Below are 22,807 nucleotides of genomic sequence, written 5' to 3' on the forward strand. Positions count from 1 at the left end.
TGCCGCTATCCGGCCGGTCTTGGAGGGACGGGGTAGAGGATGAAGTCGGCATGGCGATCTATCACCGGCACCGCCGGCTCTGCGTGCGCCGCGCGTTGCAGCTCGCCGATCGTCGCGGGCGAAAGCGGCAGCGCGTGTTCCGCTGGGTGCACGGCGGCTTCCCGCTCGTAGTCCTTGCCCGGCGTGGTCGTCATCTCGATATGCGCGCCCAGCAACGCTCGGATGGGGTGCGTTTTGGCGAAAGCGGCAAGACGATCGGTACTCGCGCGGAACGTGGCGATCTGGTCGCTCGGCACATAGAGCCGGCCGGGATACAGCATGTCACCCGAAAACAGCAGCTGCGTGCGCGCGTCATAGACCATGATGTGGGCCGGTTCGTGCCCTGGCGTCGGGATGATGGCGAGCGTGCGACCGCCTAGGTCGAGGTGACCGAGGTCATCGGGCCAGCGCGCGATGTGGAAGGCGGCGGAGACAGCTTGCGGGGTCAAACCAACGATCCGCGTGTCGGGTCGATCGCGAAACTCGTCGTCGCCGGCATGATGATCGCCGTGACTGTGCGAGTGGGCGACAAGCAAGGACACCGGGGCGTCCGCGTGGGCACCGCGCCATTGTTCGATCAACCGATCGATCGTGGGGCGTACCTTTAGCCCACCTGCCCCGGTATCGATCAACAACGCCCGGTTCTTGCCGAAGATGAGGTATAGGAACGGCGCTTCGAAGTTGGTGCTGAGCGACTGCCGGATCACGAAGGTGTCGCCATCGACACGCTGCACTTGAGTCTCCGGCTCGCCCGCCGTCGTCCCGTCGATCCATGGCATGAACTTCGGCGCGATCGGCGCGGGAGCGGCAGCAGCAAGCAGGACCAGCGCGCTCGCAACCGTGATCGCGCGACAGGTGGATGCGGCTGTCGGCAAACGACGCGGTGCGCGGCTCGATGAAGGTGTTTTCATGCGGCATCATTACCCGGTATTATTTTTCCCGCAAATTGTAATAACGACCTTATCAATTGCGATTGATCCAACCCAGGACACAATCATCAGGTTCGCTCATGACCTATCCTTGAAGGCTGGTGACACCCGGCAACGTTGCGCCTATCCGACGCCGATGTTCGCACGCGACGCCTTATCCGGGAACGGCGAAGCCGTCTCCACCATCGACCTCTACCATGCGTGATCGCACCTGGGCCGAGGATGAGCGCGTGGCCGCGCTTCGCCGCTTCGCTATTCTCGATACACCACCCGAGGCGGAGTTCGACGACGCCGTAGCCTTGGTGAAGACCATCTGCCGGGTGCCGATCGCACTGGTCAGCCTGGTCGACGATTGTCGTCAGTGGTTCAAGGCCAAGATTGGCGTCGATGCCGAACAAACCGCACTCGACACCTCGGTCTGCGCGCTGGCGATCGAGCAGGAGGATGTCTTCGTGATCGAGGATCTGTCCGCCGACGAGCGCACCGCGGGCATGTCGCTGGTTGTCAACGAACCGGCGATCCGCTTCTATGCGGGAGTGCCGCTCGTAACCTCGCAGGGGTTTGCTTTGGGAAGCCTGTGCGCGATCGACACCGTGGCTCGTCCCGGCGGGCTCGATCAGGAACAGATCGTCGCGCTCCAGGCGCTGGGGCGCCAGGTGGTCGCGCATATCGAATTGCGTACCGCGATCGATACCCGCGACAAGACCATCGCGGATCAACTCCGGCGCCAGCGATATGCCGCGCGGGATTCGGCGACCCTGCGAACGATGTTGAGCGCACAGCACACGGCGATCGCCAGCGGCGGCGATGTCTCTACCGTCCTGCAATCGCTTATCGATGCAGCGTTGGAGGCGGTCGATCCCGCCGACGGCGTCGTGGTGGCGACCCGCGATGGCGGCGATCTGGTTTACCGCGCCACGAACGGGACGGCTGACGCAGTGGGCTATCGCCTTGCGATCGCAACCTCGTTCGGGGGGCAATCGCTGAGGGAGCAGGCCACCCTTATCACCGCAGACGCAGCCGCCGACGAGCGGGTCGACAGTTCGCTGGCGTCAACCCAGAACATCGGCTCGATGATCGCGGTGCCTCTCACGCGGCAGGGTCGTGCGTTTGGCGTGCTCAAGCTGCTGGCCGCCGCACGGGATGCGTTTCGTTCGCGCGATATCCTCATAGCCCAGTTGCTCGCCGGGCTGATCGCCGCCAGCTTCACCGAAAGCGCCGAGGCGCAGGCCCTTCGCGAAGTCGAGGAATCCAGCGCCAGCTATCGCCACATCGTCGATTCCGCAATCGACAGCGCGATCATCAGTACGGACGAAGCCGGCATCATCAGCAGCTGGAGCAAGGGCGCCGAGACCATCATGGGGTGGACCGAGGCCGAAACGCGCGGCCGCCACATCGGCCTGATCTTCACGCCCGAGGATAATGCCAACGATCGCCCGCGCATCGAACTTGCCAGGGCGGAGGCGGAAGGCCGATCGCCGGATCGGCGATGGCATATCCGTAAGGATGGCAGCCGGTTCTTCGCGGAAGGCGCGGTCACGCCGCTGATCGGCGCGACCAAGGGATTCGTCAAAAGCCTGCGCGACATGACGGAGGAGCATGCCACTGAACTCGAGCTGGAAACCAGCAGGCTGCAACTGGATACCGCGCTCGAAACCGGCCTGATCGGCTTCTTCCAGTGGGATGTACCGACGCGGACGCTGACCGGCGATCCGCGCTTCGCGGAATTCTATGGTTTGCCCCCACAAGCGGCGTCGCAAGGGCTGCCCATCGGTGACGTCTTCCGGCAGGTGTTCGCCTCCGATCAGTCCTCGCTAGAAGCCCATGTGCAGGAGATCGAGCATCGGTGCGCGGACTACGAACATAGCTATCGCGTCCACCGCCTCGATGGTGGCACCCGATGGATGCTGGTACGCGGCCGTTGTATAGAGTCCGATGACGGCCTTCCCCTCACCTATGTCGGTACCGCTGTCGACGTCACCCAACAGCGACTGGCTGAAGAGCGGCTGAGCCTGAGCCGGGAACGCCTTGAGCTGGCCACCCGAGCCGCCCAGCTGGGCGGCTTCGACTACAAACCACAGACCGGCGAGCTGGAATGGGACGATCGCTGCCGGGCGCTGTTCGGTCTGTCTACGGGCGTGCCGGTTACGTACGAAGGCAGCTTCCTGGGCGGGCTCCATCCCGATGATCGCGACTATGCCGACGCCACTGTGCGCGCGGCCCTCGATCCCGCCGGCGATGGCACATTCGATCTCGAATACCGCACCATCGGCCACGAGGATGGCGTCTTACGCAGCATCCTGGCCAAGGGCATGGCGATGTTCGTGAACGGCGCGCCGGCCCGGTTGATCGGCACGGTACAGGATGTCACCGCCGATCGCATGGCCCGCACCCGGCTTGCGGAAGCCGAGGAATGGTTCCGCCTCGCCATCAAGGCGACGAACGATGCGATCTGGGACTGGGATCTGAAAAGCGATCACGTCCTTTGGAACGAAGCGCTGCAGACCGCATTCGGTCACGCCGAGCAGGATGTCGAGCCGACCGGCGGTTGGTGGATCGCACAGATCCATCCTGACGACCGGTCACGCGTGGATCACAGCATTCATGTCCTGATCGAAGGAACCGGCACCGACTGGACGGACGAGTACCGTTTCCGCCGTGGCGACGGCAGCTATGCCGATGTTCGGGACCGGGGCTACATCATCCGTGACGATGCCGGTCGCGCCGTGCGCATGCTGGGCGCGCTGCTGGACCAGACCGACCGCAAGACGATCGAACGCAACCTGCAGGAGCTGAACGAGACGCTCGAGACCAGCGTGCTGGAACGCACCCGCGAACTCGACCGCTTGTGGGAAACCTCGCCCGACTTGCTGGTGGTGGTCGACTTCACCGGGATCATACAGCGCGTGAACCCGGCCTGGAGCCTCATCCTGGGCTATCGTCGCGAAGAACTGCTCGGGCAGCCGATCACCGCTTACGTGTTCGCTGAAGATATCGCGTTGACCGAGCAGGCACTCGTCACCGCCACCGCCGGACCACTGCCGACGGTGGAAAATCGCTACGTACACAAGGATGGCTCGGTGCGCTGGTTCTCGTGGGTCGCCGCGCCGACCGAGAGCGAGATTTACGCGACCGGTCGTCACATCACCGCAGACAAGGATGCGCAGGCCGCCTTGCGCGTCGCCGAGGATCAACTGCGCCAATCGCAAAAGGTCGAGGCGATCGGGCAGCTGACCGGCGGTGTCGCCCACGATTTCAACAACCTGCTGACGGTGATCCGCGGCTCCACCGACCTGCTGCGCAAGCCTGGTTTGACCGAGGAACGTCGCAAGCGTTACATCGATGCGATCGCCGAAACTGCGGATCGCGCAGCCAAGCTGACCGCGCAGCTGCTGGCATTCGCACGCCGCTCGTCGCTCAAGCCCGAGATCTTCGACGTCAGCGCGGCGATCCGCTCGCTTCAGCAAATGATGGGAACCCTGACCGGATCGATGATCGAGGTCGACATCCGGCTCCCCGAGGAACCGTGCCACGTTCACGCCGACGTCAGCCAGTTCGATACCGCGATCATCAACATGGCGGTCAACGCCCGCGATGCGATGGATCGTCGCGGCAAGCTGACCATCGCGGTCTCCCCGGCGGACATGATTCCCGCTTCACGCAGCCATGGAGGTCTTGCGGGCAAGTACATCGCGGTCTCGATCACCGACGATGGCTCGGGCATTCCGATCGAGGTGCTCGATCAGATCTTCGAACCGTTCTATACGTCCAAGGCGGTGGGCGAAGGCACCGGCCTTGGCCTGTCGCAGGTGTTCGGCTTCGCCAAGCAGTCGGGGGGCGAAATCCTGGTCGACAGCGAGCCCGGCCATGGATCGACCTTCACGCTCTATTTGCCGCGCACGAAAGGCGATGACGTTGCCGAACGCCCCGCAGCGCTGGCCGAATCCGACCACCGGCCTGGCGCGCGCGTTCTGGTGGTCGAAGACAATAACGAGGTCAACGAATTCGCCACTCTGGCCTTGGGCGAAATGGGCCATTCCACTGTCCGCGCTCGCAGCGCCGAGGAAGCACTCGCGAAGCTGGTGACGGAAACGGAACGCTTCGACCTGGTCTTCACCGATGTCGTCATGCCGGGCATGAGCGGGATCGAGCTGGGCAAAGAGATCGCCCGTCTCTATCCTCGTCTGCCGGTCTTGCTGGCGTCGGGATACAGCAGCGTGATCGTAGCGGAGGGCAGCCACGGATTCCCGCTGCTGCAGAAACCATACTCGATCGCCGAACTGGCGCGCGCGATCGAGGCCGTACGCGGCAATTCGGCCTAGGGCCAAGAGAGTCCCTAATAGCGCGTCAGGCGTTGACCACTCGCTGACGAAGCTCGGCCGAAGCGATCGCCGTCAGGTTGACGATGCCGCGCGCGGTCACGGTCTGGCTCAGCACGTGGATCGGCCGCGACAGGCCCAGCAGCATCGGCCCGACCGTCTGTGCGCTGGCCGAAGCCTGCAATGCGGTCAGGGTGATGTTGGCGGCATCGAGACCGGGCATCACCAGCAGGTTGGCCGAGCCTTTGATTGGCGACGACGGCACCAGCTTCGACCGCAGTGCTTCGGACAGCGCGGCGTCGGCGTGCATCTCACCATCGGCGACCAGTTGCGGAGCCATTTCGTGCACCAGTCGGGTCGCCTCGCGCATCTTGCGCGCGCTAGGCGAGCGCGAGGAGCCGAAGTTGGAGTGCGAGACCAGCGCGGCCTGCGGCTCGATGCCGAAGCGGCGGATCGCCTCTGCGGCCAGCACCGTCATGCGCGCGATCTCCTCGGCGGAAGGGTCGGGCACCATGTGGGTGTCGGTGAGGAACAGCGTACCTTCGCTCAAGATCAGCGCGGTCAGCGCGTGCACGCGTTTTACGTCGGCAGCGCGCTCGATCAGCGGGAGGATCAGCTTGACCTGGCCCCACCAGTCGGTGTTGCCGCCGACCAGCGCGGCATCGACGTGGCCCTGGTCCAGCAGCATCGCCGCCGCCACCGATGGGCGACGATAGAGTAGCCGCTCCGCCTCCTGCAGCGCGAGGCCTTGCCGCGCGACCTTGGCTTGGTAGGGCGCGACCAGCGAGCGCAAGAGGCCGTCGGATTGTTCCGGGTCGACCAGTTCGACGTCTTCATCGAGCCGCCAGCGCAAGTCGAGCGACTGGATACGCTTCTCGACGATGCGACGCCGGGCGATGATCACCGGCTTGCCCAGGCGTTCGTCCAGCACAGTCTGAATCGCGCGCAACACCCGCTCATCCTCGCCCTCGGCATAGGCGATGCGGCGCTGGGTGCCACGCGCGGCGGCGAACACCGGCAGCATCAGCTGGCCCGAGCGCCAGGACTTCTGCTCCAGCGCGCGGGCATAGGCGGCGATATCGGCGATCGGGCGCGCGGCAACGCCGGTGCGCGCGGCAGCCTCGGCGACGGCGGGCGCGATCTTGAGGATCAGGCGCGGATCGAAGGGCGTCGGGATGATGTAGTCAGGCCCGAACCGCAGCGACTGGCCGCCATAGGCTTCGGCCACGCTCTCATCGGGCGGGATGCGGGCGAGCGCGGCGATGGCTTCCGCCGCCGCCATCTTCATCGCCTCGTTGATCTCGGTCGCGCCGGCATCCAGCGCGCCGCGAAAGATGTAGGGGAAGCACAGGACGTTGTTGACCTGGTTGGGAAAGTCCGATCGACCGGTGGCGATGATCGCGTCGGGGCGCGTCGCGTGTACCAGCTCGGGCAGGATCTCGGGCTCGGGGTTGGCGAGCGCGAAGATCACCGGATTGGGCGCCATCGAGGCGAGCCATTCGGGCTTGAGCACGCGGGGCGCCGACAGGCCGAGGAACAGGTCCGCCCCGCCCAGCACTTCGGGCAAAGTGCGCGCATCGGTGGTGTGGGCATAGCGCGCCATGTTGGGCAGCATGCCTTTGCGCCCCGAGTGGATCACGCCGTCCTTGTCGGTCAGCGTCACGTTGTCGATCGGCAGGCCCATCGAGACCAGCAGGTCGATGCAGGCCAGCGCCGCCGCGCCTGCGCCCGATGAGACCAACCGGATGTCCTTCAGCGCCTTGCCCTGCAGCAGAAGCGCGTTGGTGACGCCGGCGGCGACGACGATCGCGGTGCCGTGCTGGTCGTCGTGGAAGACCGGGATGTTCATCCGTTCGCGAAGGCGCTGCTCGATGGCGAAGCACTCGGGCGCCTTGATGTCTTCCAGGTTGATGCCGCCGAACGTGGGTTCGAGCAGGGCGACCGCCTCGACGAACTTGTCCGGGTCCATCGTGTCGACCTCGATGTCGAACACGTCGATGTCGGCGAACTTCTTGAACAGGACAGCCTTGCCCTCCATCACCGGCTTGCTGGCAAGCGCGCCGATGTTGCCCAGACCCAGCACGGCCGTGCCGTTCGTGATCACCGCCACCAGGTTTCCGCGCGCGGTGTAGTCCAGCGCGGCGACGGGATTGGCGGCGATCGCCTCGCACGGAGCGGCGACGCCGGGCGAATAGGCGAGTGCGAGATCGCGCTGGGTCGCCATGCGCTTGGTCGGCTCGACCGACAGCTTCCCGGGCTTTGGAAAGCGATGGTAATCGAGCGCCTCGCGGCGAAAGTCGTCCTGCATGTCTTTTCCCGTAGTCGATCTTGGCGCTGGAGGAGCAGGTTACAGCCCTGCATGCCTTGCGTCTAACTAGATGTCCGCGATTTCAAGGACCAGCGCCGGGTTGTGCCGTCCAGCAACCACTCACGCAGCAGCATCGTGACTTCACCAGGCCGCTCCATCGGCGCGAGGTGGCCGCAGTTGGCCAGGATGTGGAACCGCGCGCCCGGAATGCGACCTGCCAGCGCGCGTGCGTCCTCGGGTAGGCAGATGCGGTCGCGATCGCCCACTGCGATCAGTGTCGGCACCGTCACTGCGTCGATCGCCGGTGCAATGTCGGGACGAGCAAGCAACGCATGCTGCTGGCGCTCGAAGACTTGCGCGCCCACCCGCTCGGCCATGGCCTGCACCGGGCCGCTGACGTTCTTGCTCAGCATCGGATCGGAATGTGGCGCGGTGGCGAGCATGCCCTGCTCGGTCACCGTGCGCGGGCGGGTCTGCATGGAGGCGCGGGTGGCGAACAGCGCGACCCTCTCGATCCGCTCGGGCGCCTGGCGGATCATCTCCAGCGCGACGTAACCGCCGAGGCTCACCCCGGCGACGGCGATGCGCGGCGGGGCGTGGGCCAGCACCCGCGCCGCCATTCCCGCCAGGGTGTCGTCGGCGGTCAGGTCGCCCAGCTCGGGATGGGCGATGTCGGCGAGGTCGGTCACTTGCCTCGCCCACAGTTGGCCGTCGGTGCCCATCGCGGGCAGCAGGACCAGAGGCACGGGTTTCGAGATCATGGTGCGGGTTTCCTCAGGTCAGCCGACGAACGGGAAGGCGAGGACGAGCATGCCGACGATCGTCATCACCACGCAGACCGCGATGGCCGGCAAGAGCGTGAAGCGTTGGTGATCGGCGAGATCGATGCCGGCGAGGCTGACGAGCAGATAGGTCGAGGGCACCAGCGGGCTCATCATGTGGACCGGCTGGCCCATCAGCGAGGCGCGCGCGATCGCCATCGGCTCGATGCCATAGTGCGCGCCCGCCTCGGCCAGGATCGGCAGCATCCCGAAGTAGAACGCGTCGTTTGAGATGAAGAAGGTGAACGGCAGGCTGAGCAGCGCGGTGATCGGCGCCATGTAGGGGCCCAGGACGGGCGGGATGAAGCCCACCACTTCGCGGCTCATCGCCTCGACCATGCCGGTGCCCGACAGGATGCCGGTGAAGATGCCGGCGGCGAAGATCAGCGAGACCACCGCCAGCACGTTGCCGGCATGTGCGGAGATGCGCTCCTTCTGCTCGGCGACCTTGGGATAGTTGAGGATCATGGCGACGGCAAAGGCGAGCATCATCACGATCGCCAGCGGCAGCACGCCCGAGACCAGCCCGGCGAGCAGCGCCACCGTCAGCGCCGCATTGACCCAGCGCAGCTTGGGCCGGCGCGCCTCGGGGAATTGCGACACGGCCATGCCGGTGAAGGCCACAGGTTCGTTGGTCTTGACGTGGCCGAGGCGCAGACGCTCCTTGCGGCCGAACCAGGCGGCCAGGCCGATCAGGAACGCGATGCCCGCGATCATGCCGGGGATCAGCGGCAGGAACACTTGCGCCGGGTCCAGCTTCAGGGCGCTGGCCGCACGCGCGGTCGGCCCGCCCCACGGTGTCAGGTTCATGATCGCGCTGGTGATCATCAGCAGGCAGCACAAGTACAACCGGTTCATGTCGAACCGCTTGTAGAGCGGCAGCAGCGCGGCGATCGTGATGATGTACGTCGTCGAGCCGTCGCCATCGAGGCTGACGAGCGCGCACAGCACGACGCTGCCGATGAGGATCTTCATCGGATCACCATGGACCACGCGCAGCAGGCGGTTGACCAGTGGGTCGAACAGGCCGGTGTCGGTCATGATCGAGAAGAACAGGATCGCGAACAGCAGCATCACGCCGGTGGGCGCGAGGTTCTTGATGCCGTCGATCATCATGTCGCCCAGCCCGGTCGAAAAGCCGGCGATCAGCGCGAAGACGGTGGGAACGACGATCAGCGCGACCAGCGGCGTCATCCGCTTGGTCATGATCAGCGTCATGAAGGTGGCGACCATCAGGAAGCCGTAGAGGGCGAGACTCATCGGTATTGTCCTTTGGGAATGCGGGTCAGAAGGTCACGCCGATGCGCGTGCTGACGGTCTGGCCGTTGTCCTTGCCGGCGAAGGCGCCGCTGCGATTGTCGGTGTTCCAGTGGATGGCGTTCAGCTGCAGGCGGGTGAAGCTGTTGAGGTACCAGTTGGCGCCGATCGTCGCCGCCCAACCTTCGCCACCCAGGACGAGGTCGGTGTAGTCGAGGCTCTCGTACCGCGCGGTCAGCTCGATCGCGCCGGGGCCGCCCTCGAACAGGGGGCGCAGCACTTGCGGCTGGCCGAAGCTGCCGAGCCGCGGGTTGTAGGGTGGAAGATCGCCGGTGACGAACCAACCGCCGGACACGCTCCAGGCTTTGCTGACGAAGTCAGGGCGGTCGTTGTCGAGCCGGGCGTTGCGGCGGCCCGCTTCGGCCATGACCCAGATCGGGCCGACGTAGCCGCCCAGCTCGGCGCCATAGCCGGTGGTGCCGGTGCCTCCGAGCAGCGGACCGCTCGACACGCGGAGCGCGCCGTTAAAGCGACCGCCGATGACAGTGTTGCGGGTCAGCGTCGTGGCCGCGTCTGACAAGTGCTCATCAAAGCCCCAGATGCCGAGGTGCAGCACGGAGCGATCGGTTTTCACCGGGTTCCAGTGTGCGCGGGCCAGCACCGTGCGGCTGTCGCTGACGCTCTGGTTGCCGTCGACGCGGTCGCCGGTCAGGGTCAGCGAGGCGTGGCCGGTCTTCCAGAACAAGCGCGGCATGATGCCGATGCCGTAGAAGCCACGCTGCGGGATGATCGCGGTGGAGACCGGGCCGCGTTCGAGGAACGGGGTGGAGTCGGAGCCGGTCGAGCCTTCGAAGGCGCGATCGTTGAACAAGTGTCCGGCGCGCACGTCGTAGTCGAGGCCCGGCTTGATGCGGTTGCGCCAACCGATGAAGGCGGTGACGATATCGACTTCGTTCTCCGAAAAGTCGGTCTCGAACTGATAGAAGAAGTGCGTTCCGACGCCGCCCTCGACGCCGAGGCGCAGCGCACGCATGCCGGTGGTGGTCAGGTTGCGATCGCCGTAGCGCGAACCGAAGGTCGAGCTGACATCGGTGAGGATACGGCCACGCGGCTTGAATGTGTAGACGCCGTCCGCCGAGTGGAACACCGGCAGGCCCGAGCCCCACTCCGTCGTCACGCCGGCATCGTTGGCCTCCTGCGCACGCGCGATGTCGCGCTCGGCGGGACCGGGCGGCACGATTTGCGGCGCATAAGGCGCCGTGCTGACGGCTGTGCGGGTCTGGCGATTGCTTCTGCCGGGCGCGGCGGCTTGCGGCGGAGCAGACGCTGCCGGGGGCGCTGCGGCCAATGTAGGCGCCGCAGCAGTCGTCGCCTGCCCAGCCTCGATCCGATCGAGCCGCGCTTTCAGAACCGCGATCTCGGCGGCCTGCGCGCGGACCAGCGCGGCGAGATCCTCATCTGTGGGGGCCTGCGCCAGTGCCGGCGTGGCGGCCACGAGCGCGATCAACGCGCAACTGGTGGTGATGAACTTCATTTGCCTTTGGCCCCTTCGCTGAGGATCGTGTTCCAGTCGGCCAGGAACCGCCGACGCTTGATGGTATCGAGATGTACGAGCAGTTGTGGCCCGACGCGGATCGCCCGCGCCTTGCCCGGCGCCAGCCGTGGCGCCGGCACGTCGCCGCGCACCGGCAGCAGCCACTGGCGCGCCAGCAACGACTGCCCGGTGCGTGAGAGCAGGAAGTCGAGAAACAGCTTGGCGCCGGCGGGATGCCGCGCCTCGCGAGAAATGAACGCCACGCGCGAGGCGACGATGGTGTAGTCACGCGGAAACACTACGCCGACCCGGGCATCGCTGCGTGTCTTGCTCAACGCGTACGGGCCGACCACGTTGTAGGCGATCGCCACCCGTCCCTGTGCCACCGCATCGAGCATCGGCCTGGTCGTGCGCGCTAGCAGCGGCCGGGTCGCCGCCATCGCCTGCAGCAGCGAACGCGTGTCGCGGGTGATCGCGTAATCCTCGACGAGATACTGATAACCGACGTTGGAGCGCGCCGGATCATAGGTCGCGACCTTGCCGGTCAGAGCGGCCTTGCTATCGCGCAGCAACCGCTCGAATGCCTCATGCGTGCGCGGAACTTGAGCGGGAGAAATCAGCCGCTTGTTGTAGACGATCCCGACCGGCTCTGCAGTCACGCCATAGCCCATGTTCTTCCACACGGCAGTGGCGGGCAGAGCGGGCTTCTCCGGGCTGAGATAAGCCTGCGCATAGCCGTCGTTGATCAGCTTGGCCTGCAGGTCCATCGCCGAGGACCAGACCAGATCGGCGCTGATCCGGCGGGCGCGGGTCTCGGACACGAAACGGCGGTTGAGCTCGGTCGATCCAAGATCCTGATATTGCACTGCGACGCCGGGGTACGCTCGGCGAAACGCGGCCACCAGCGCGGTCATCGCCGTCGCATCGGCATTGCCATAGACGCGGACGACGCGCTCCGCGCGCGCAGTTGCGATCAGGTCGTCGTAGGATCTTGGATAACCCACCGGTCGCTGCTGCGCCGCGGCAGGCACGGCCAGGCCGACCAACAACAACGGCATCAACACGAAACGCATCATCAAGCTCCTCTGGCTTCCCGTCTCTGAGTTCGGGTAAGCTCGCCAGCATGGGCTACCCTCGCAACCTGTCATCAACCTTTCACGCAGCGACAATTCGTTGCGCATCCTGATCGTAGAGGACGACGCCGCGCTCGCCCGCAGCATCGGCACGCTGCTGCGTACCGCCGGCCACGCGGTCGATCACGTCGCGACCGGGGAGGACGCGCTGCTGATCGTTCCCGATGAACCCTATGCGCTGGTGGTGCTGGACGTCGGGCTGCCCGGGATCGACGGGTTCGAGGTGCTTTCGACCTTGCGTCGGCGCGGCGAGCGTGTGCCCGTACTTATGCTCACCGCGCGCGACGCGCTCGACGACAGGGTGCGTGGGCTGGACCTTGGCGCGGACGATTACTTGCGCAAACCGTTCGCGCCAGAGGAGCTGGAAGCCCGCATCCGCGCGCTGGGCCGCCGCCGCGCCGGCGATCCCACGCCCGAACTGATCGTCGGCTCGTTGGCACTCAACCGATCGACCGGTGAGGCCCGTGTCCACAGCCGGGTGCTCGACTTGCGCCGCCGCGAATGGGCCGTGCTGGATACGCTCGCCACCCGCGCCGGCCAGATCGTTTCTCGCGAGACACTACAGGCCGAAGTGTTCGGCTATGACGAGCCGGTCGGCCCCAACGCGATCGAGGTCAACATTACCCGCCTGCGCGGCAAGTTGGCGCCCGACGGGCCGATGATCCGAACCATCCGCGGCGTCGGCTATCTTCTCGATACCGGTGCCCATGGCGGACACTGAACCGCTTAAAAGCGATCGCGGCGGCTCGCTAGCGCTGCGCACGCGGCTGCTGGTCGCCATGATCGCACCCTTGCTAGTCATCGCCGTGTTGCTGGGTCTTGCCGGCGCGACACTCATCGCCGATGTCGTGCGTCGCACCAACGACCGCGTGCTGGGTGGCGCACTCGGCGCGATCTCGGAGACAGTGGAGGTCGAGCGTGGCGAGGTCACGCTGGACCTGCCCCCGGCTGCCTTCGGAATGCTCGAAAGCCCCGAACGGGACAACGTGTACTATCGCATCGCGGTCGGCGATCGGCTGCTTACCGGGTACGGCGATCTGCCGGCTCCGCGCATCGCGGAACTGGCGCTCGATGAACCACGCTTCCGCTATGCGCAGTATCGCGGCCAGGGCATACGCATTGCCGAGATACGGCGCACTCTGCCGCGCATCGTCGAGCCGATCGTGGTGCAGGTGGCCGAAACCCTGGACGGTCGCAACGCGCTGCGCTGGCGGCTGATCTATGCCCTGATAATCGGCGAAGTGGCGCTCGTCGGCATGGCGGTACTGCTCATCCGCCCGGCCCTCGCCTGGAGCCTCAAGCCGCTCGCCCGCCTGCGCGATGCGGTGATCGAACGCGACACCCGCGCGACGCCGGACCTGTCGCCGCTCCGAGCCGGACCGTTACCGGCGGAATTGCGCCCCCTAGCCGACGCCTTCGACAACGTGCTGGTCCGTCTCGACACCGCCACCGCCGGCGTGCGGCGCTTCACAGCCGATGCATCGCACCAGATGCGCACGCCGCTTGCAGTGCTCAAGGTGCAAGTCGCGCTTGCCCGGCGCGGCGATCCGCAAGCCCTGGGCGAAATCGCCGACGCCGCCAATCGGCTCGAGCATCTGGTCACGCAATTGCTGGCGTTGGCGCGCGCCGAGGAAGCCGGCGCGTCGCCTCCGCTGGAGCAGGTGGCTTTGCGCGAACTGGCGATCGTCGTCATCAACCGCCGCATCGCGCAAGCTATAGACGCCGGCATCGAAGTCGATCTTCACACGCCCGATGGCGAAATCATCATAGCGAGCCATCGCACCTTGCTGTTCGAGATCCTGTCGAACCTGCTCGATAACGCGATCCGCTACAGCCAGCCGGGAGCCTTGGTGATGCTCTCGATCACCCACACCCCGGATGGTACCGTCATCGCCGTATCCGACGACGGGCCGGGCTTGCCGGAGGCCGATCTCGAAAGGATCGGTACGCGCTTCGTACGCCTGACGACCAGCGTGGGACAGGAAGGCAGCGGCCTCGGCCTCGCCATCGTTAGTTCCGCAGCGCAGCGCCTCGGCGCCGGTGTAAGGTTCACCAACACACGGCCCGGCTTGCGCGTCGAACTTTCGTTCGCGCAAGCCGGTGTCGCCGAACCGGATCAGTAGCGGAAGCTGATGGTACCAAGCACCGTGCGCGGCGCGCCGTAGAAGCCCTGATCGAAGTTCAACGCGCCAATGTATTTAGTGTTGGTCACGTTCCTGACGTTGGCGCTGAGCGAGACATGATCAGTGAGATTATAGCGAGCCAACAGATCGAGCAGCGCATAGGCCTTTTGCGTGATCCGGATCGGCTCCCCGGTCGTGACGGAGACCGCGCCCGGCTCGTTGTAGATCCGGCTCTGATACTGGAACGAGGCACCAAGCTTCAGGGCCTCGAGCGCCGGCGGCGAATAGCTCAGGTTCAGTCGGGCGGTATTGCGCGGCACGAACGTGCGCACCGGTTCGTCCTCTTCACCGCGAACCCGCATCAGCGTATACCCCCCGGTCGCTTGCAGCCCGGGTGCGATCTGGCCGCTGAACTCGAACTCCACACCTTGCGACGTCGCATCGACACCGCGATACAGCGTCTGCCCGATCACTGGATCGAAGCCATCCGCTTCAGCGGTATTCTTCTGCCGCGCCTGGAACACCGCGATGCTGGCGTTCAGAAGCCCGCCCATCCATTCGCCCTTCAGGCCGCCCTCGATGTTGTCTCCGGTAATCGGGTCGAGCAGGCGGCGGGCGGCATCGGTCTGGCTCTGTGGATTGAAGATCGTCGCATAGCTCGCATAGGCGCTGATGCTGTCGCTAAGATCCAGCGTCACGCCGGTGAACGGCAGAAAGCGCGTCCGCGAATAGTTGGCATCGGCGCCGTAAGTGAAACCCTCGCTCTTGGCGTGTGTCACGTTGCCGCCGACCATGATCTTCAACGGATCGGCGACGTTGATCCGCACCAGCCCGTAGGCGGTCTCGCGACGCGAAGTGGTGTCCCCGCTTTCAAGGAAGCTGGTGTTGTAGACCGTGGGAAAGTTCGGCCGCGCAAAGCTGCCATCGTAGATTTGCGTAAGGGTCAGCGCGACCGCGCCGATGGCGTCGCGATCGTAGCTCGACGTCTGAACATAGCGTTGGGCGCTGCGGTTCAGCCCGAACATGACATCGTGTGCACGGCCGAACAGCGTAACCTTACCCGCGACGTAGGCGTCGGCTGTCAGATTGCGGGTCTGCGCCCGGAACGCCCCCGGATAAGCGCGCACATTGCCGTTGATGGTGGGCACATTGAGCGCCGGATCGACGCCGTCGGAAAACGCCGCGCTGGGATTGCCGTAGACGTAGAACAGCTGATCGTCTTCGCTGATGGCGCGACGGTTGACGCTGACCTTCGCATACCAGTCCTCATTGAAGTGATGGACCAGATCGCCGAAGATCTGTCGATCGATCACGTTCCACCCGGCCCAATCGGGACCGGTGTTAGCCGAGCGCGGCAGATCGATGCGGCTGCCGTCGGTATAGTTGAGCGGGAGCGCACCCCACATCGCGCCCCGGCTCTGATGGTTCTGATAGCCGTAGCCGCCCGTCAGCGTAGTCTGTGGGCCAAGATCCGCCTCGACGATGCCATAGCCGGTCCAACGGCGCAGGTGATAGCGGTCGAGGTAGCTATCGCCATCGTCGTACACGCCCACCGCACGCGCTCGCACCGATCCGTCACTGGTGATCGGCACGCTGACATCGGCATCGAGCCGCAGGTGATCGAACGAGCCGTACTGCGCATTTGCCTTGGCCTGGAACGTCTTGCCGGGACGCTTGCGCACGAAGTTGATGACGGCCGACGGGTTTCCTGTCGAGGACAGCAGCCCCGGTGCCCCGCGCACGACATCGATGTGATCGTAGATCGCGGTGTCGATCGATCCGGTCTGCACCTCGAACGCGAATGGAAGGCCGATCCCATCGATCTGAAACGTCTGGATGTCGAAGCCGCGTGCCGAGTAATAGATACGGTCGGTTTCGGCCGCCTGCACGTTGACACCGGGGACGGTCGTCAGCAGCGCGTTGATGTCGTTGAGTTGGAAATCCTCTATTTGCGCGCGCGTGACCGTACTGATCGATTGCGGGGTTTCGCGCTGGCCGATCGCGAAGCGTGCCGTGGTCGATTGCGATTTCACGGCATAACCATCGTCGCCGTCGGTACGCTCGCCGGTAACGATGATCTCCGATCCGGGTCGGTCGGGTTCCTCGCCCGCGGCAGCGGGCGCAGCGGCGGCAAGGATGGCGAGGCAAAGCGACACGGTAATCTCCCCAGGTAAAGACCCGGCGCTCTTACCTTCGGATTATGCTATTGCAAGTCACTCGCAAGTCGGTCTTGTTGATTTTTGTAAACTGCGGCTCAGCGCGGCAAGTTAGCCACACCTGCTCGGCGGGGAAGCCGTAAAGGTACCGTGTCGTCACGAGTGGCGAGAACGCCAGCAACGCCGAGCAATCAGCGAGCCTTTTTCTGCTTGTGCTCCGCCAGCAGCTTGTCGATTTCCTCGATCCGTAAACGTGGCGCCGTGCCCTTTGGCAAACCCTTCAACCGGCACTCGGCCCACAGGCTCTTGCGCTCGGATTCGAGAGCTTTGAGGTATAGATCGGCCACGGTTCAGTTCCTTCTCGGCGACCTGCCACCGCGCGACGATCGCATGGGCAGGTCCATGTTCATGTTGTTGTCTTCGGCCGACAGCTTGCGCCAGCGGCCCAGGCGCGCCCGGTCCAGCGTGCCTTGCGACAGGGCATCGCGCACGGCACAGCCCGGCTCGGCTTCGTGGGTGCAATTGGTGAAACGGCAATCGAGTACCATCGCCGCGATATCGTCGAACACTTCGGCCAGCCCGGTGGTCGCTTCGGACAGCTGCAGTTCGCGCATACCCGGTGTATCCACCAGCCAACCGCCCAATGCGAGCCGGTGCATCTCGCGCACCGTCGTGGTGTGGCGCCCCTTGCCGTCGTCTTCGCGCACCGGTTGCGTGGCGATGCTAGGACTTTGCCGCAAGGTGTTGATCAGCGTCGATTTGCCAACTCCCGACGAGCCCACCAAAGCCACCGTTTCACCCGGACCGCACCGTGCGGCAAGATGCTTGATACTGGCGAAATCGCGCCCGTCCACCACCTCGACCTCAAGCCCCGCCTGCAAGGCTCGCGCAGGGCCGAGATACCGGTAAGCATCGTCGGCAAGATCGATCTTGGTCAGCACGATAATCGGATTCACCTGCACTTCGCGGGCCAGCACCAGATACCGTTCGAGCCGGGCGACATTGAAATCCTGGTTGCAGGACGTGACGATGAACAAGGTGTCGACGTTCGCCGCGATCAACTGGATGCGTCGATCGTCCCCCGGCGCGGGGCGCTTGAACAGGTTGGCGCGATCGAGAATGCGACGGGCCAGATGCGTCTCGCGATCGATCAGCAACCAGTCGCTTACCGTCGGGCGATCTTCTGGCCCGCGTTGATCCGGCAGCGTGGAGACGATGGTCTTCTCCAGCCCCTGCCCCGCGACGGTGACCATGCCACGATGCACCGCCATCACGCGCACCGGCAGGCAATCGCGGCGCTCCTCCTCGGACAATTGCTCGCTGAAGAACGGCCGCCAGCCCAATTCGGTGAGCGTACGATCGCTGGTATCGGTGACTGTCATGCTGGCTTTCGATGCAGCCACGAACGGCTGGGTGGAACGATCAACTACGCATCAGGGCGTCATAGGAGTCTTAGCCGAAATCGCTGAGCTTTGACACCGTGCCGCCAAGCGTCCGTCCTCACACCAGCTATGGAAGTCGGCCTTGCAGACGGGTCCGTCCTCAATCCTTCAGGCACGCCACCACGGCACGAATGGCAACCGCAGTGTCCTCGGGATCGCGAACACGGATCACGTCGATCCCCGCCGCGCTCACCGGATAGTCATTGCCCCCGGGGAAGATCGCATCGCCCATGAACAGGATGTTCTCGAACGTGATGCCAGCGTGTTCGATCAGCTGGTGCATGCCATAAGCCTTGTCGACGCCCTCGCGAGTGATATCGATCGAGGTTGCTCCGCCAAGATTGATCGACAGGCCGGGCAGAAGCTTGACGAGATCGACCTGCATGTCCTTGCGCTTGGCGAAGTCGGGATCCCAGTCCTTCTTGGCGGACAGCGGAGCGTCCTGGCCTAGCGCGGAAAAGGTGATCTGGCTGCCGCGATCCTCGATCTGCTCACCCCAGATCTGGGCCTGATCGTACCCCTTCTCGCGCATCACTTGATCGAGCGCGGCGGCGATCTTCTTGCGCTCGTCGGGGCTGAACACGTCGGCATAGATCGCTTTCCACTCACCGTCGTAGCGATAGAGCTTGGTGCCGGTCGTGGGCATGATCCACAAACGTCCGAGGTCGGCGCCCTGCGGCAGGCGGGAGACCACCTGCTTCTGGAATTGCGGCCAGTCGCCACCCGAAATCACCGCGACGTCCGCCACCTTGAGCAGACTTTCGAGTTGCTCTGCCATCTCAGGTGGAATGGACTGCTTGCTTTCGGCGAGAGTTCCGTCGAGGTCGAACGCGATCATCGTCTTCATGGTCATTCCCGGGTGTTGGCGCAGCGTCGGATCTGATCGATCGCTGCCGAGTAGTCGTCCTTGCCGAAGATCGCCGTACCGGCGACGATCACGTCGGCACCGGCCTCGACAACCGACGCGACGGTCGCGGCATCCTGACCACCATCGACCTCGATGTGCGGCGACAGCCCGCGTTCTTCGCATAGTGCCCGCAAGGCTGCGATCTTGGGAAGCATTTCAGGAAGAAACTTTTGGCCCCCGAAACCCGGGTTCACGGTCATGACCAGCACGATGTCGACCAGTTGCAGCACATGCTCGATCCACACCAGCGGGGTCGCCGGATCGATCACCACGCCTGGGCGCTTGCCCAGTTCACGCACGCGGCTGAGCACGCGGTGCAAGTGCACCGTGGAACCCGGCTCCGCCTGCACCAGCAAGTGATCGGCACCCGCCTCGGCATAGGCCTCGATCGACCGTTCGGGTTCGACGATCATCAGATGGACGTTGAGTGGTTTGCTCGCCGCCTGCTTGATTGCACGCACCACGGCGGGTCCGAACGATATCTCTGGCACGAAACGGCCATCCATGATGTCGACATGGATCCAGTCCGCGCCCGCACGTTCGACAGCGCGAACATCCTCCGCGAGACGACCGAAATCGGCCGCCAGCACGGACGGCGCGATCAGCAGCGGCCTGCTCATGAACGGGCAATGCGAGGCATGATGAAGCGCTCGATAGCGTCCGCCACGCCGTCTTCCTCGTTCGACGCAGAGACCTCGCTTGCGGCTTCGCGCACGTTGTCCGGCGCCTGCCCCATCGCGACGGAGAACCCCGCGACCTTGAACATGGCAAGGTCGTTGTTCTGGTCGCCCAGCACCGCAACTTCACCCAGCGTAACGCCGTAATCCTTTGCCAACGTCGTGACGCCGGCGCCCTTGTTGCCATTGGGCGAGGTGACGTCGAGGTAATAGGGCTGCGATCGCACGACGTTGGCGTCCTCGCCTACCTCATCTGCTACCTTGCGTTCCAAGGCCGCAAGAGCATCATGATCGCCGCTTACGGCCACGATCTTGTCGGCGCGTTCGATCAGATCGCTGAAATCGGCTCGGATCTCGGGCTCGACATTAGCAGCCAGGCGTTCGCGCGGAACATACTTATTTTCCGTCGTCTTCGCGTACCAGATGCCGTCCGCGAACAACCACGGCGTCACACCCGGCTGATCGATGAGGCGCAATACGGTGGCAGCCACCGCGGGATCGATGTGCTCCGCGGACACGATGGTGCCGTCGGGCTTGACGATCGTGGCACCGTTGAAGGCGCCGATCGGCCCCGACAACTCCAACCGCTCGGCGATCCACAGCATTCCCGACGGGGGGCGAGCGCTCACCAGGCTGACCGCCAGCCCCGCTTGCCGGGCCCGCGCCACGGCGTCGACTACCTCGTCGCTAAGTGTCTTGTCGTGCCTGACAAGGGTACCGTCGATATCGGAGATCAACAGCTTGGTGATGCCGCTCATGACAGCGCGTGCCATTGCCGGCCATCACGCTCCAGCAGCGCGTCCGCCCCTGCAGGACCAGCGCTGCCGGGCGCATAGCCTTCGGGTTCACCCTCGCGCCAGGCATCCAGCACCGGCTGCACCGCACGCCAACCGCCCTCGATCTGATCGGCACGTTGAAACAAGGTCTGGTCGCCGATCAGCACGTCGTACAACAGCGTCTCATAGCCGGTGCGATGACCAAGGTCGAAGGCGTCGGCATAGTGAAAGTCCATCGAGACGGGCGCCGTCTCGACAACCGGCCCGGGCTTCTTGGCGACGAATTCGAGACTGATGCCCTCCTCAGGCTGAATTTGCAGGATCAGCCGGTTTGGCGGGAGCGACGCACCGCGCGGGAACAGCGACATCGGCACGTCGCGGAACTGGATGACGATCTCGGTATCTCGCGAGGTCAACCCCTTGCCCGTCCGCAGATAGAACGGCACCCCGGTCCAGCGCCACGTCTCGACCGCAAGCTTCAACGCGACATAGGTTTCGGTGCGACTGGCGGGGTCGACATCGGCCTCGGCACGATAAGCCACAACCGGCTTGTCAGCGATCAATCCCGCTTCATAGCGCCCGCGCGCCGCATCCTCGGGAGCGATCGGACGAACGGCGGCGATCAGCTTGGCCTTTTCGGTCCGGATCGCCTCGGCATCCGAACTGTTCGGCGGCTCCATCCCGATCATCGCCAGCAACTGGAACAAGTGGTTGGGAACCATGTCGCGCAGCGCGCCGGTGGCATCGTAGAACTTGCCGCGGGTGCCCACCGTCACCGTCTCCGCAGCGGTTATCTGGACGTGATCGACGTAACGATTGTTCCACACCGCTTCCAGCAAGGCATTTCCGAAACGCGCGACCATGATGTTCTGGACCGTCTCCTTGCCCAGGAAATGGTCGATACGATAAAACTGATCCTCACCGCCTCTCGCCAGGATCTGCTTGTTGAGCGCCTGCGCCGAAGCGAGATCGGTGCCGAAAGGCTTCTCGATCACCACCCGACGAAAGCCGCCCGCCTGGTCCAGCAATCCGGCCTCACCAAGCTGGTCGACGATCGACCCGAAAAAGCCCGGCGCCGTCGCGAGATAGAACACCGCGTTTCCGCTGACCTTCTCGGCGAGCGATTTAAACGCGGCGGGATCGCTGAAGTCGCCCTTGAGGTAATGGACCTTCGTCTTTAGCGCCTGCCATCCCGCATCATCCTTCACGAACTCACCGAGCGCCTCGACCAGCTGCGCATCGTCGCCATCGTGATGACTGACCCCCAACAAGGTGGTGTCCGCGTTCAGCAATCCCTCACGCTGAAGGTTCGCGAGCGCGGGGACCAGCAGCCGCTTGGTAAGATCCCCCAGGGCACCGAATATAACGAAAGTCGCGGCGGGCGCGGTGTCGGCAGCACTCATTGGGGCAGTTCGACGTGGCCGCCAAAGCCATAGCGCATTGCCGACAGCAACTTGTCACCGAACGTGGTGTCGACCCGGCTGCGATACCGTGCGAACAGCGCCGCCGACAGGACATAGGCCGGCACCGCCTCTTCCATCGCCGCATCGATGGTCCACTGACCTTCCCCGCTATCGGAAACGTGACCGCTGAAGGCCTCAAGGTGGTGATCCTTGGCAAGAGCGATCGCGCTGAGATCGAGCAGCCAGGACGAGATAACGCTGCCCCGACGCCAGACTTCGGCGACGTCGGTCAGGTTGATGTCGAAGCGTTCCTCCGGGGGCAGCTTGTCCGAGACCTTCCCCTTGAGGATGTCGAACCCTTCCGCATATGCCTGCATCAGACCGTATTCGATCCCGTTGTGCACCATCTTGACGAAGTGGCCCGCGCCGGCCTCACCTGCGTGGATATAGCCTTTCTCGGCCCGCGGATCCTCGTCTGAGTCTACGCGATCGGGGGTACGCGGGATCGTGCCGTAGCCGGGCGCCAGACAGTCGAAGATAGGGTCGAGCAGATCGACGGATACCTTGTCGCCACCGATCATCATGCAGTACCCGCGCTCCAACCCCCACACACCGCCGGACGTGCCGACATCGACATAGTGGAGTTGCTTTTCCCTGAGCGATGCGGCCCGGCGGATATCGTCCTTGTAGAAGGTGTTACCGCCATCGATGACGATGTCACCGGGCTCGGCCAGGCCGGCGATCGTCTCGATCGTGCTTTCCGTCGGCGTCCCGGCGGGGAGCATGACCCAGAAGATGCGCGGGGACTGCAGCTTGGCCGCCACGTCCTCGAGCGAGGTGGCTGCCGTGGCGCCCTCACCCGCAAGACCCGTTACCGCCTCGGTATTGCGGTCGAATACGACGAGTTCGTGCCCGCCGCGCATCAGACGACGCGCGATATTGGCCCCCATCCGGCCGAGGCCGATCATTGCGATACGCATGGG

The 22,807-nt window shown here is 64.8% G+C and carries 18 protein-coding genes; 4 read left to right on the top strand and 14 right to left on the bottom strand.

Features of this window, described 5'->3' with window-relative positions:
- Positions 1-5: 5 nt before the first annotated feature.
- Positions 6-818 (bottom strand): MBL fold metallo-hydrolase, encoded by an 813-nt coding sequence (locus ACXJ1Z_RS00395; RefSeq protein WP_463778714.1) that lies wholly within the window; start codon positions 816-818, stop codon positions 6-8.
- Here ACXJ1Z_RS00395 and ACXJ1Z_RS00400 point away from each other — a divergent pair.
- Together ACXJ1Z_RS00400 and ACXJ1Z_RS00405 are read left to right on the top strand one after the other, a co-directional pair.
- Complete coding sequence (locus ACXJ1Z_RS00400; RefSeq protein ID WP_463778715.1) at positions 817-1,173, top strand: hypothetical protein; 357 nt, start codon at positions 817-819, stop codon at positions 1,171-1,173. The genes ACXJ1Z_RS00395 and ACXJ1Z_RS00400 overlap by 2 nt on opposite strands.
- Positions 1,166-5,290, top strand: coding sequence for a PAS domain S-box protein (locus ACXJ1Z_RS00405; RefSeq protein ID WP_463778717.1), 4,125 nt, complete (start codon positions 1,166-1,168; stop codon positions 5,288-5,290). Before ACXJ1Z_RS00400 ends, ACXJ1Z_RS00405 begins: the two co-directional genes overlap by 8 nt.
- A gap of 25 nt (positions 5,291-5,315) precedes the next feature.
- Here the strand turns inward: ACXJ1Z_RS00405 and ACXJ1Z_RS00410 are convergent, their stop codons facing one another.
- The 5 genes from ACXJ1Z_RS00410 to ACXJ1Z_RS00430 form a co-directional block, all read right to left on the bottom strand.
- On the bottom strand, positions 5,316-7,595 hold the full coding sequence (locus ACXJ1Z_RS00410) for an NADP-dependent malic enzyme (protein ID WP_463778719.1): 2,280 nt from the start codon (positions 7,593-7,595) through the stop codon (positions 5,316-5,318).
- 62 nt (positions 7,596-7,657) lie between these two features.
- The gene (locus ACXJ1Z_RS00415) at positions 7,658-8,356 is read right to left on the bottom strand and encodes an alpha/beta fold hydrolase (RefSeq protein ID WP_463778720.1); all 699 of its coding nucleotides are present in this window, start codon (positions 8,354-8,356) and stop codon (positions 7,658-7,660) included.
- A gap of 18 nt (positions 8,357-8,374) precedes the next feature.
- Complete coding sequence (locus ACXJ1Z_RS00420; protein ID WP_463778722.1) at positions 8,375-9,676, bottom strand: CitMHS family transporter; 1,302 nt, start codon at positions 9,674-9,676, stop codon at positions 8,375-8,377.
- A gap of 25 nt (positions 9,677-9,701) precedes the next feature.
- Positions 9,702-11,207, bottom strand: a complete 1,506-nt coding sequence (locus ACXJ1Z_RS00425) for an OprO/OprP family phosphate-selective porin (protein ID WP_463778723.1) — start codon at positions 11,205-11,207, stop codon at positions 9,702-9,704.
- A complete protein-coding gene (locus ACXJ1Z_RS00430; RefSeq protein WP_463778724.1) occupies positions 11,204-12,283 on the bottom strand; it encodes an ABC transporter substrate-binding protein in 1,080 nt (359 codons plus the stop codon). The genes ACXJ1Z_RS00425 and ACXJ1Z_RS00430 overlap by 4 nt, the downstream gene beginning before the upstream one ends.
- 97 nt (positions 12,284-12,380) lie before the next feature.
- On the opposite strand from ACXJ1Z_RS00430, the gene ACXJ1Z_RS00435 reads away from it, so the two are divergent.
- Positions 12,381-13,061 carry a response regulator transcription factor gene (locus ACXJ1Z_RS00435; protein ID WP_463778726.1) on the top strand — a complete coding sequence of 227 codons (681 nt, stop codon included), beginning with the start codon at positions 12,381-12,383 and terminating at the stop codon, positions 13,059-13,061.
- A complete protein-coding gene (locus ACXJ1Z_RS00440) occupies positions 13,048-14,463 on the top strand; it encodes a sensor histidine kinase (protein WP_463778728.1) in 1,416 nt (471 codons plus the stop codon). Before ACXJ1Z_RS00435 ends, ACXJ1Z_RS00440 begins: the two co-directional genes overlap by 14 nt.
- Here the strand turns inward: ACXJ1Z_RS00440 and ACXJ1Z_RS00445 are convergent.
- The 8 genes from ACXJ1Z_RS00445 to gnd form a co-directional block, all read right to left on the bottom strand.
- Positions 14,457-16,619 (bottom strand): TonB-dependent siderophore receptor, encoded by a 2,163-nt coding sequence (locus tag ACXJ1Z_RS00445; protein ID WP_463778729.1) that lies wholly within the window; start codon positions 16,617-16,619, stop codon positions 14,457-14,459. The two genes, ACXJ1Z_RS00440 and ACXJ1Z_RS00445, sit on opposite strands and share 7 nt — an antisense overlap.
- Positions 16,620-16,810: 191 nt before the next feature.
- Entirely contained in the window at positions 16,811-16,966 is a 156-nt protein-coding gene (locus ACXJ1Z_RS00450; protein WP_463778730.1) for a hypothetical protein, read from the bottom strand.
- 3 nt (positions 16,967-16,969) lie between these two features.
- Complete coding sequence (rsgA, locus tag ACXJ1Z_RS00455; protein ID WP_463778731.1) at positions 16,970-18,001, bottom strand: ribosome small subunit-dependent GTPase A; 1,032 nt, start codon at positions 17,999-18,001, stop codon at positions 16,970-16,972.
- Positions 18,002-18,161: 160 nt separating this feature from the next.
- Complete coding sequence (locus ACXJ1Z_RS00460; RefSeq protein ID WP_463778733.1) at positions 18,162-18,908, bottom strand: HAD-IIB family hydrolase; 747 nt, start codon at positions 18,906-18,908, stop codon at positions 18,162-18,164.
- Positions 18,909-18,910: 2 nt separating this feature from the next.
- Entirely contained in the window at positions 18,911-19,588 is a 678-nt protein-coding gene (gene rpe / locus ACXJ1Z_RS00465; protein ID WP_463778735.1) for a ribulose-phosphate 3-epimerase, read from the bottom strand.
- Positions 19,585-20,403, bottom strand: coding sequence for a Cof-type HAD-IIB family hydrolase (locus tag ACXJ1Z_RS00470; protein WP_463778736.1), 819 nt, complete (start codon positions 20,401-20,403; stop codon positions 19,585-19,587). Before ACXJ1Z_RS00470 ends, rpe begins: the two co-directional genes overlap by 4 nt.
- A complete protein-coding gene (gene zwf, locus ACXJ1Z_RS00475) occupies positions 20,400-21,824 on the bottom strand; it encodes a glucose-6-phosphate dehydrogenase (protein WP_463778738.1) in 1,425 nt (474 codons plus the stop codon). The genes ACXJ1Z_RS00470 and zwf overlap by 4 nt, the downstream gene beginning before the upstream one ends.
- A complete protein-coding gene (gnd, locus tag ACXJ1Z_RS00480) occupies positions 21,821-22,804 on the bottom strand; it encodes a phosphogluconate dehydrogenase (NAD(+)-dependent, decarboxylating) (protein WP_463778740.1) in 984 nt (327 codons plus the stop codon). Before gnd ends, zwf begins: the two co-directional genes overlap by 4 nt.
- Between the last annotated feature and the right edge of the window lie 3 nt (positions 22,805-22,807).

The sequence above is a fragment of the Novosphingobium sp. TK46 genome, assembly GCF_055361525.1.

Excerpts from the sequence above, each read along its gene's own strand:
- ACXJ1Z_RS00400 (WP_463778715.1), top strand. The coding sequence starts at position 817 with ATGAACTTCGGCGCGATCGGCGCGGGAGCGGCAGCAGCAAGCAGGACC.
- ACXJ1Z_RS00395 (WP_463778714.1), bottom strand. The coding sequence starts at position 818 with ATGCCATGGATCGACGGGACGACGGCGGGCGAGCCGGAGACTCAAGTG.
- ACXJ1Z_RS00405 (WP_463778717.1), top strand. The coding sequence starts at position 1,166 with ATGCGTGATCGCACCTGGGCCGAGGATGAGCGCGTGGCCGCGCTTCGC.
- ACXJ1Z_RS00410 (WP_463778719.1), bottom strand. The coding sequence starts at position 7,595 with ATGCAGGACGACTTTCGCCGCGAGGCGCTCGATTACCATCGCTTTCCA.
- ACXJ1Z_RS00415 (WP_463778720.1), bottom strand. The coding sequence starts at position 8,356 with ATGATCTCGAAACCCGTGCCTCTGGTCCTGCTGCCCGCGATGGGCACC.
- ACXJ1Z_RS00420 (WP_463778722.1), bottom strand. The coding sequence starts at position 9,676 with ATGAGTCTCGCCCTCTACGGCTTCCTGATGGTCGCCACCTTCATGACG.
- ACXJ1Z_RS00425 (WP_463778723.1), bottom strand. The coding sequence starts at position 11,207 with ATGAAGTTCATCACCACCAGTTGCGCGTTGATCGCGCTCGTGGCCGCC.
- ACXJ1Z_RS00430 (WP_463778724.1), bottom strand. The coding sequence starts at position 12,283 with ATGATGCGTTTCGTGTTGATGCCGTTGTTGTTGGTCGGCCTGGCCGTG.
- ACXJ1Z_RS00440 (WP_463778728.1), top strand. The coding sequence starts at position 13,048 with ATGGCGGACACTGAACCGCTTAAAAGCGATCGCGGCGGCTCGCTAGCG.
- rsgA (WP_463778731.1), bottom strand. The coding sequence starts at position 18,001 with ATGACAGTCACCGATACCAGCGATCGTACGCTCACCGAATTGGGCTGG.
- ACXJ1Z_RS00460 (WP_463778733.1), bottom strand. The coding sequence starts at position 18,908 with ATGAAGACGATGATCGCGTTCGACCTCGACGGAACTCTCGCCGAAAGC.
- rpe (WP_463778735.1), bottom strand. The coding sequence starts at position 19,588 with ATGAGCAGGCCGCTGCTGATCGCGCCGTCCGTGCTGGCGGCCGATTTC.
- ACXJ1Z_RS00470 (WP_463778736.1), bottom strand. The coding sequence starts at position 20,403 with ATGAGCGGCATCACCAAGCTGTTGATCTCCGATATCGACGGTACCCTT.
- zwf (WP_463778738.1), bottom strand. The coding sequence starts at position 21,824 with ATGAGTGCTGCCGACACCGCGCCCGCCGCGACTTTCGTTATATTCGGT.
- gnd (WP_463778740.1), bottom strand. The coding sequence starts at position 22,804 with ATGCGTATCGCAATGATCGGCCTCGGCCGGATGGGGGCCAATATCGCG.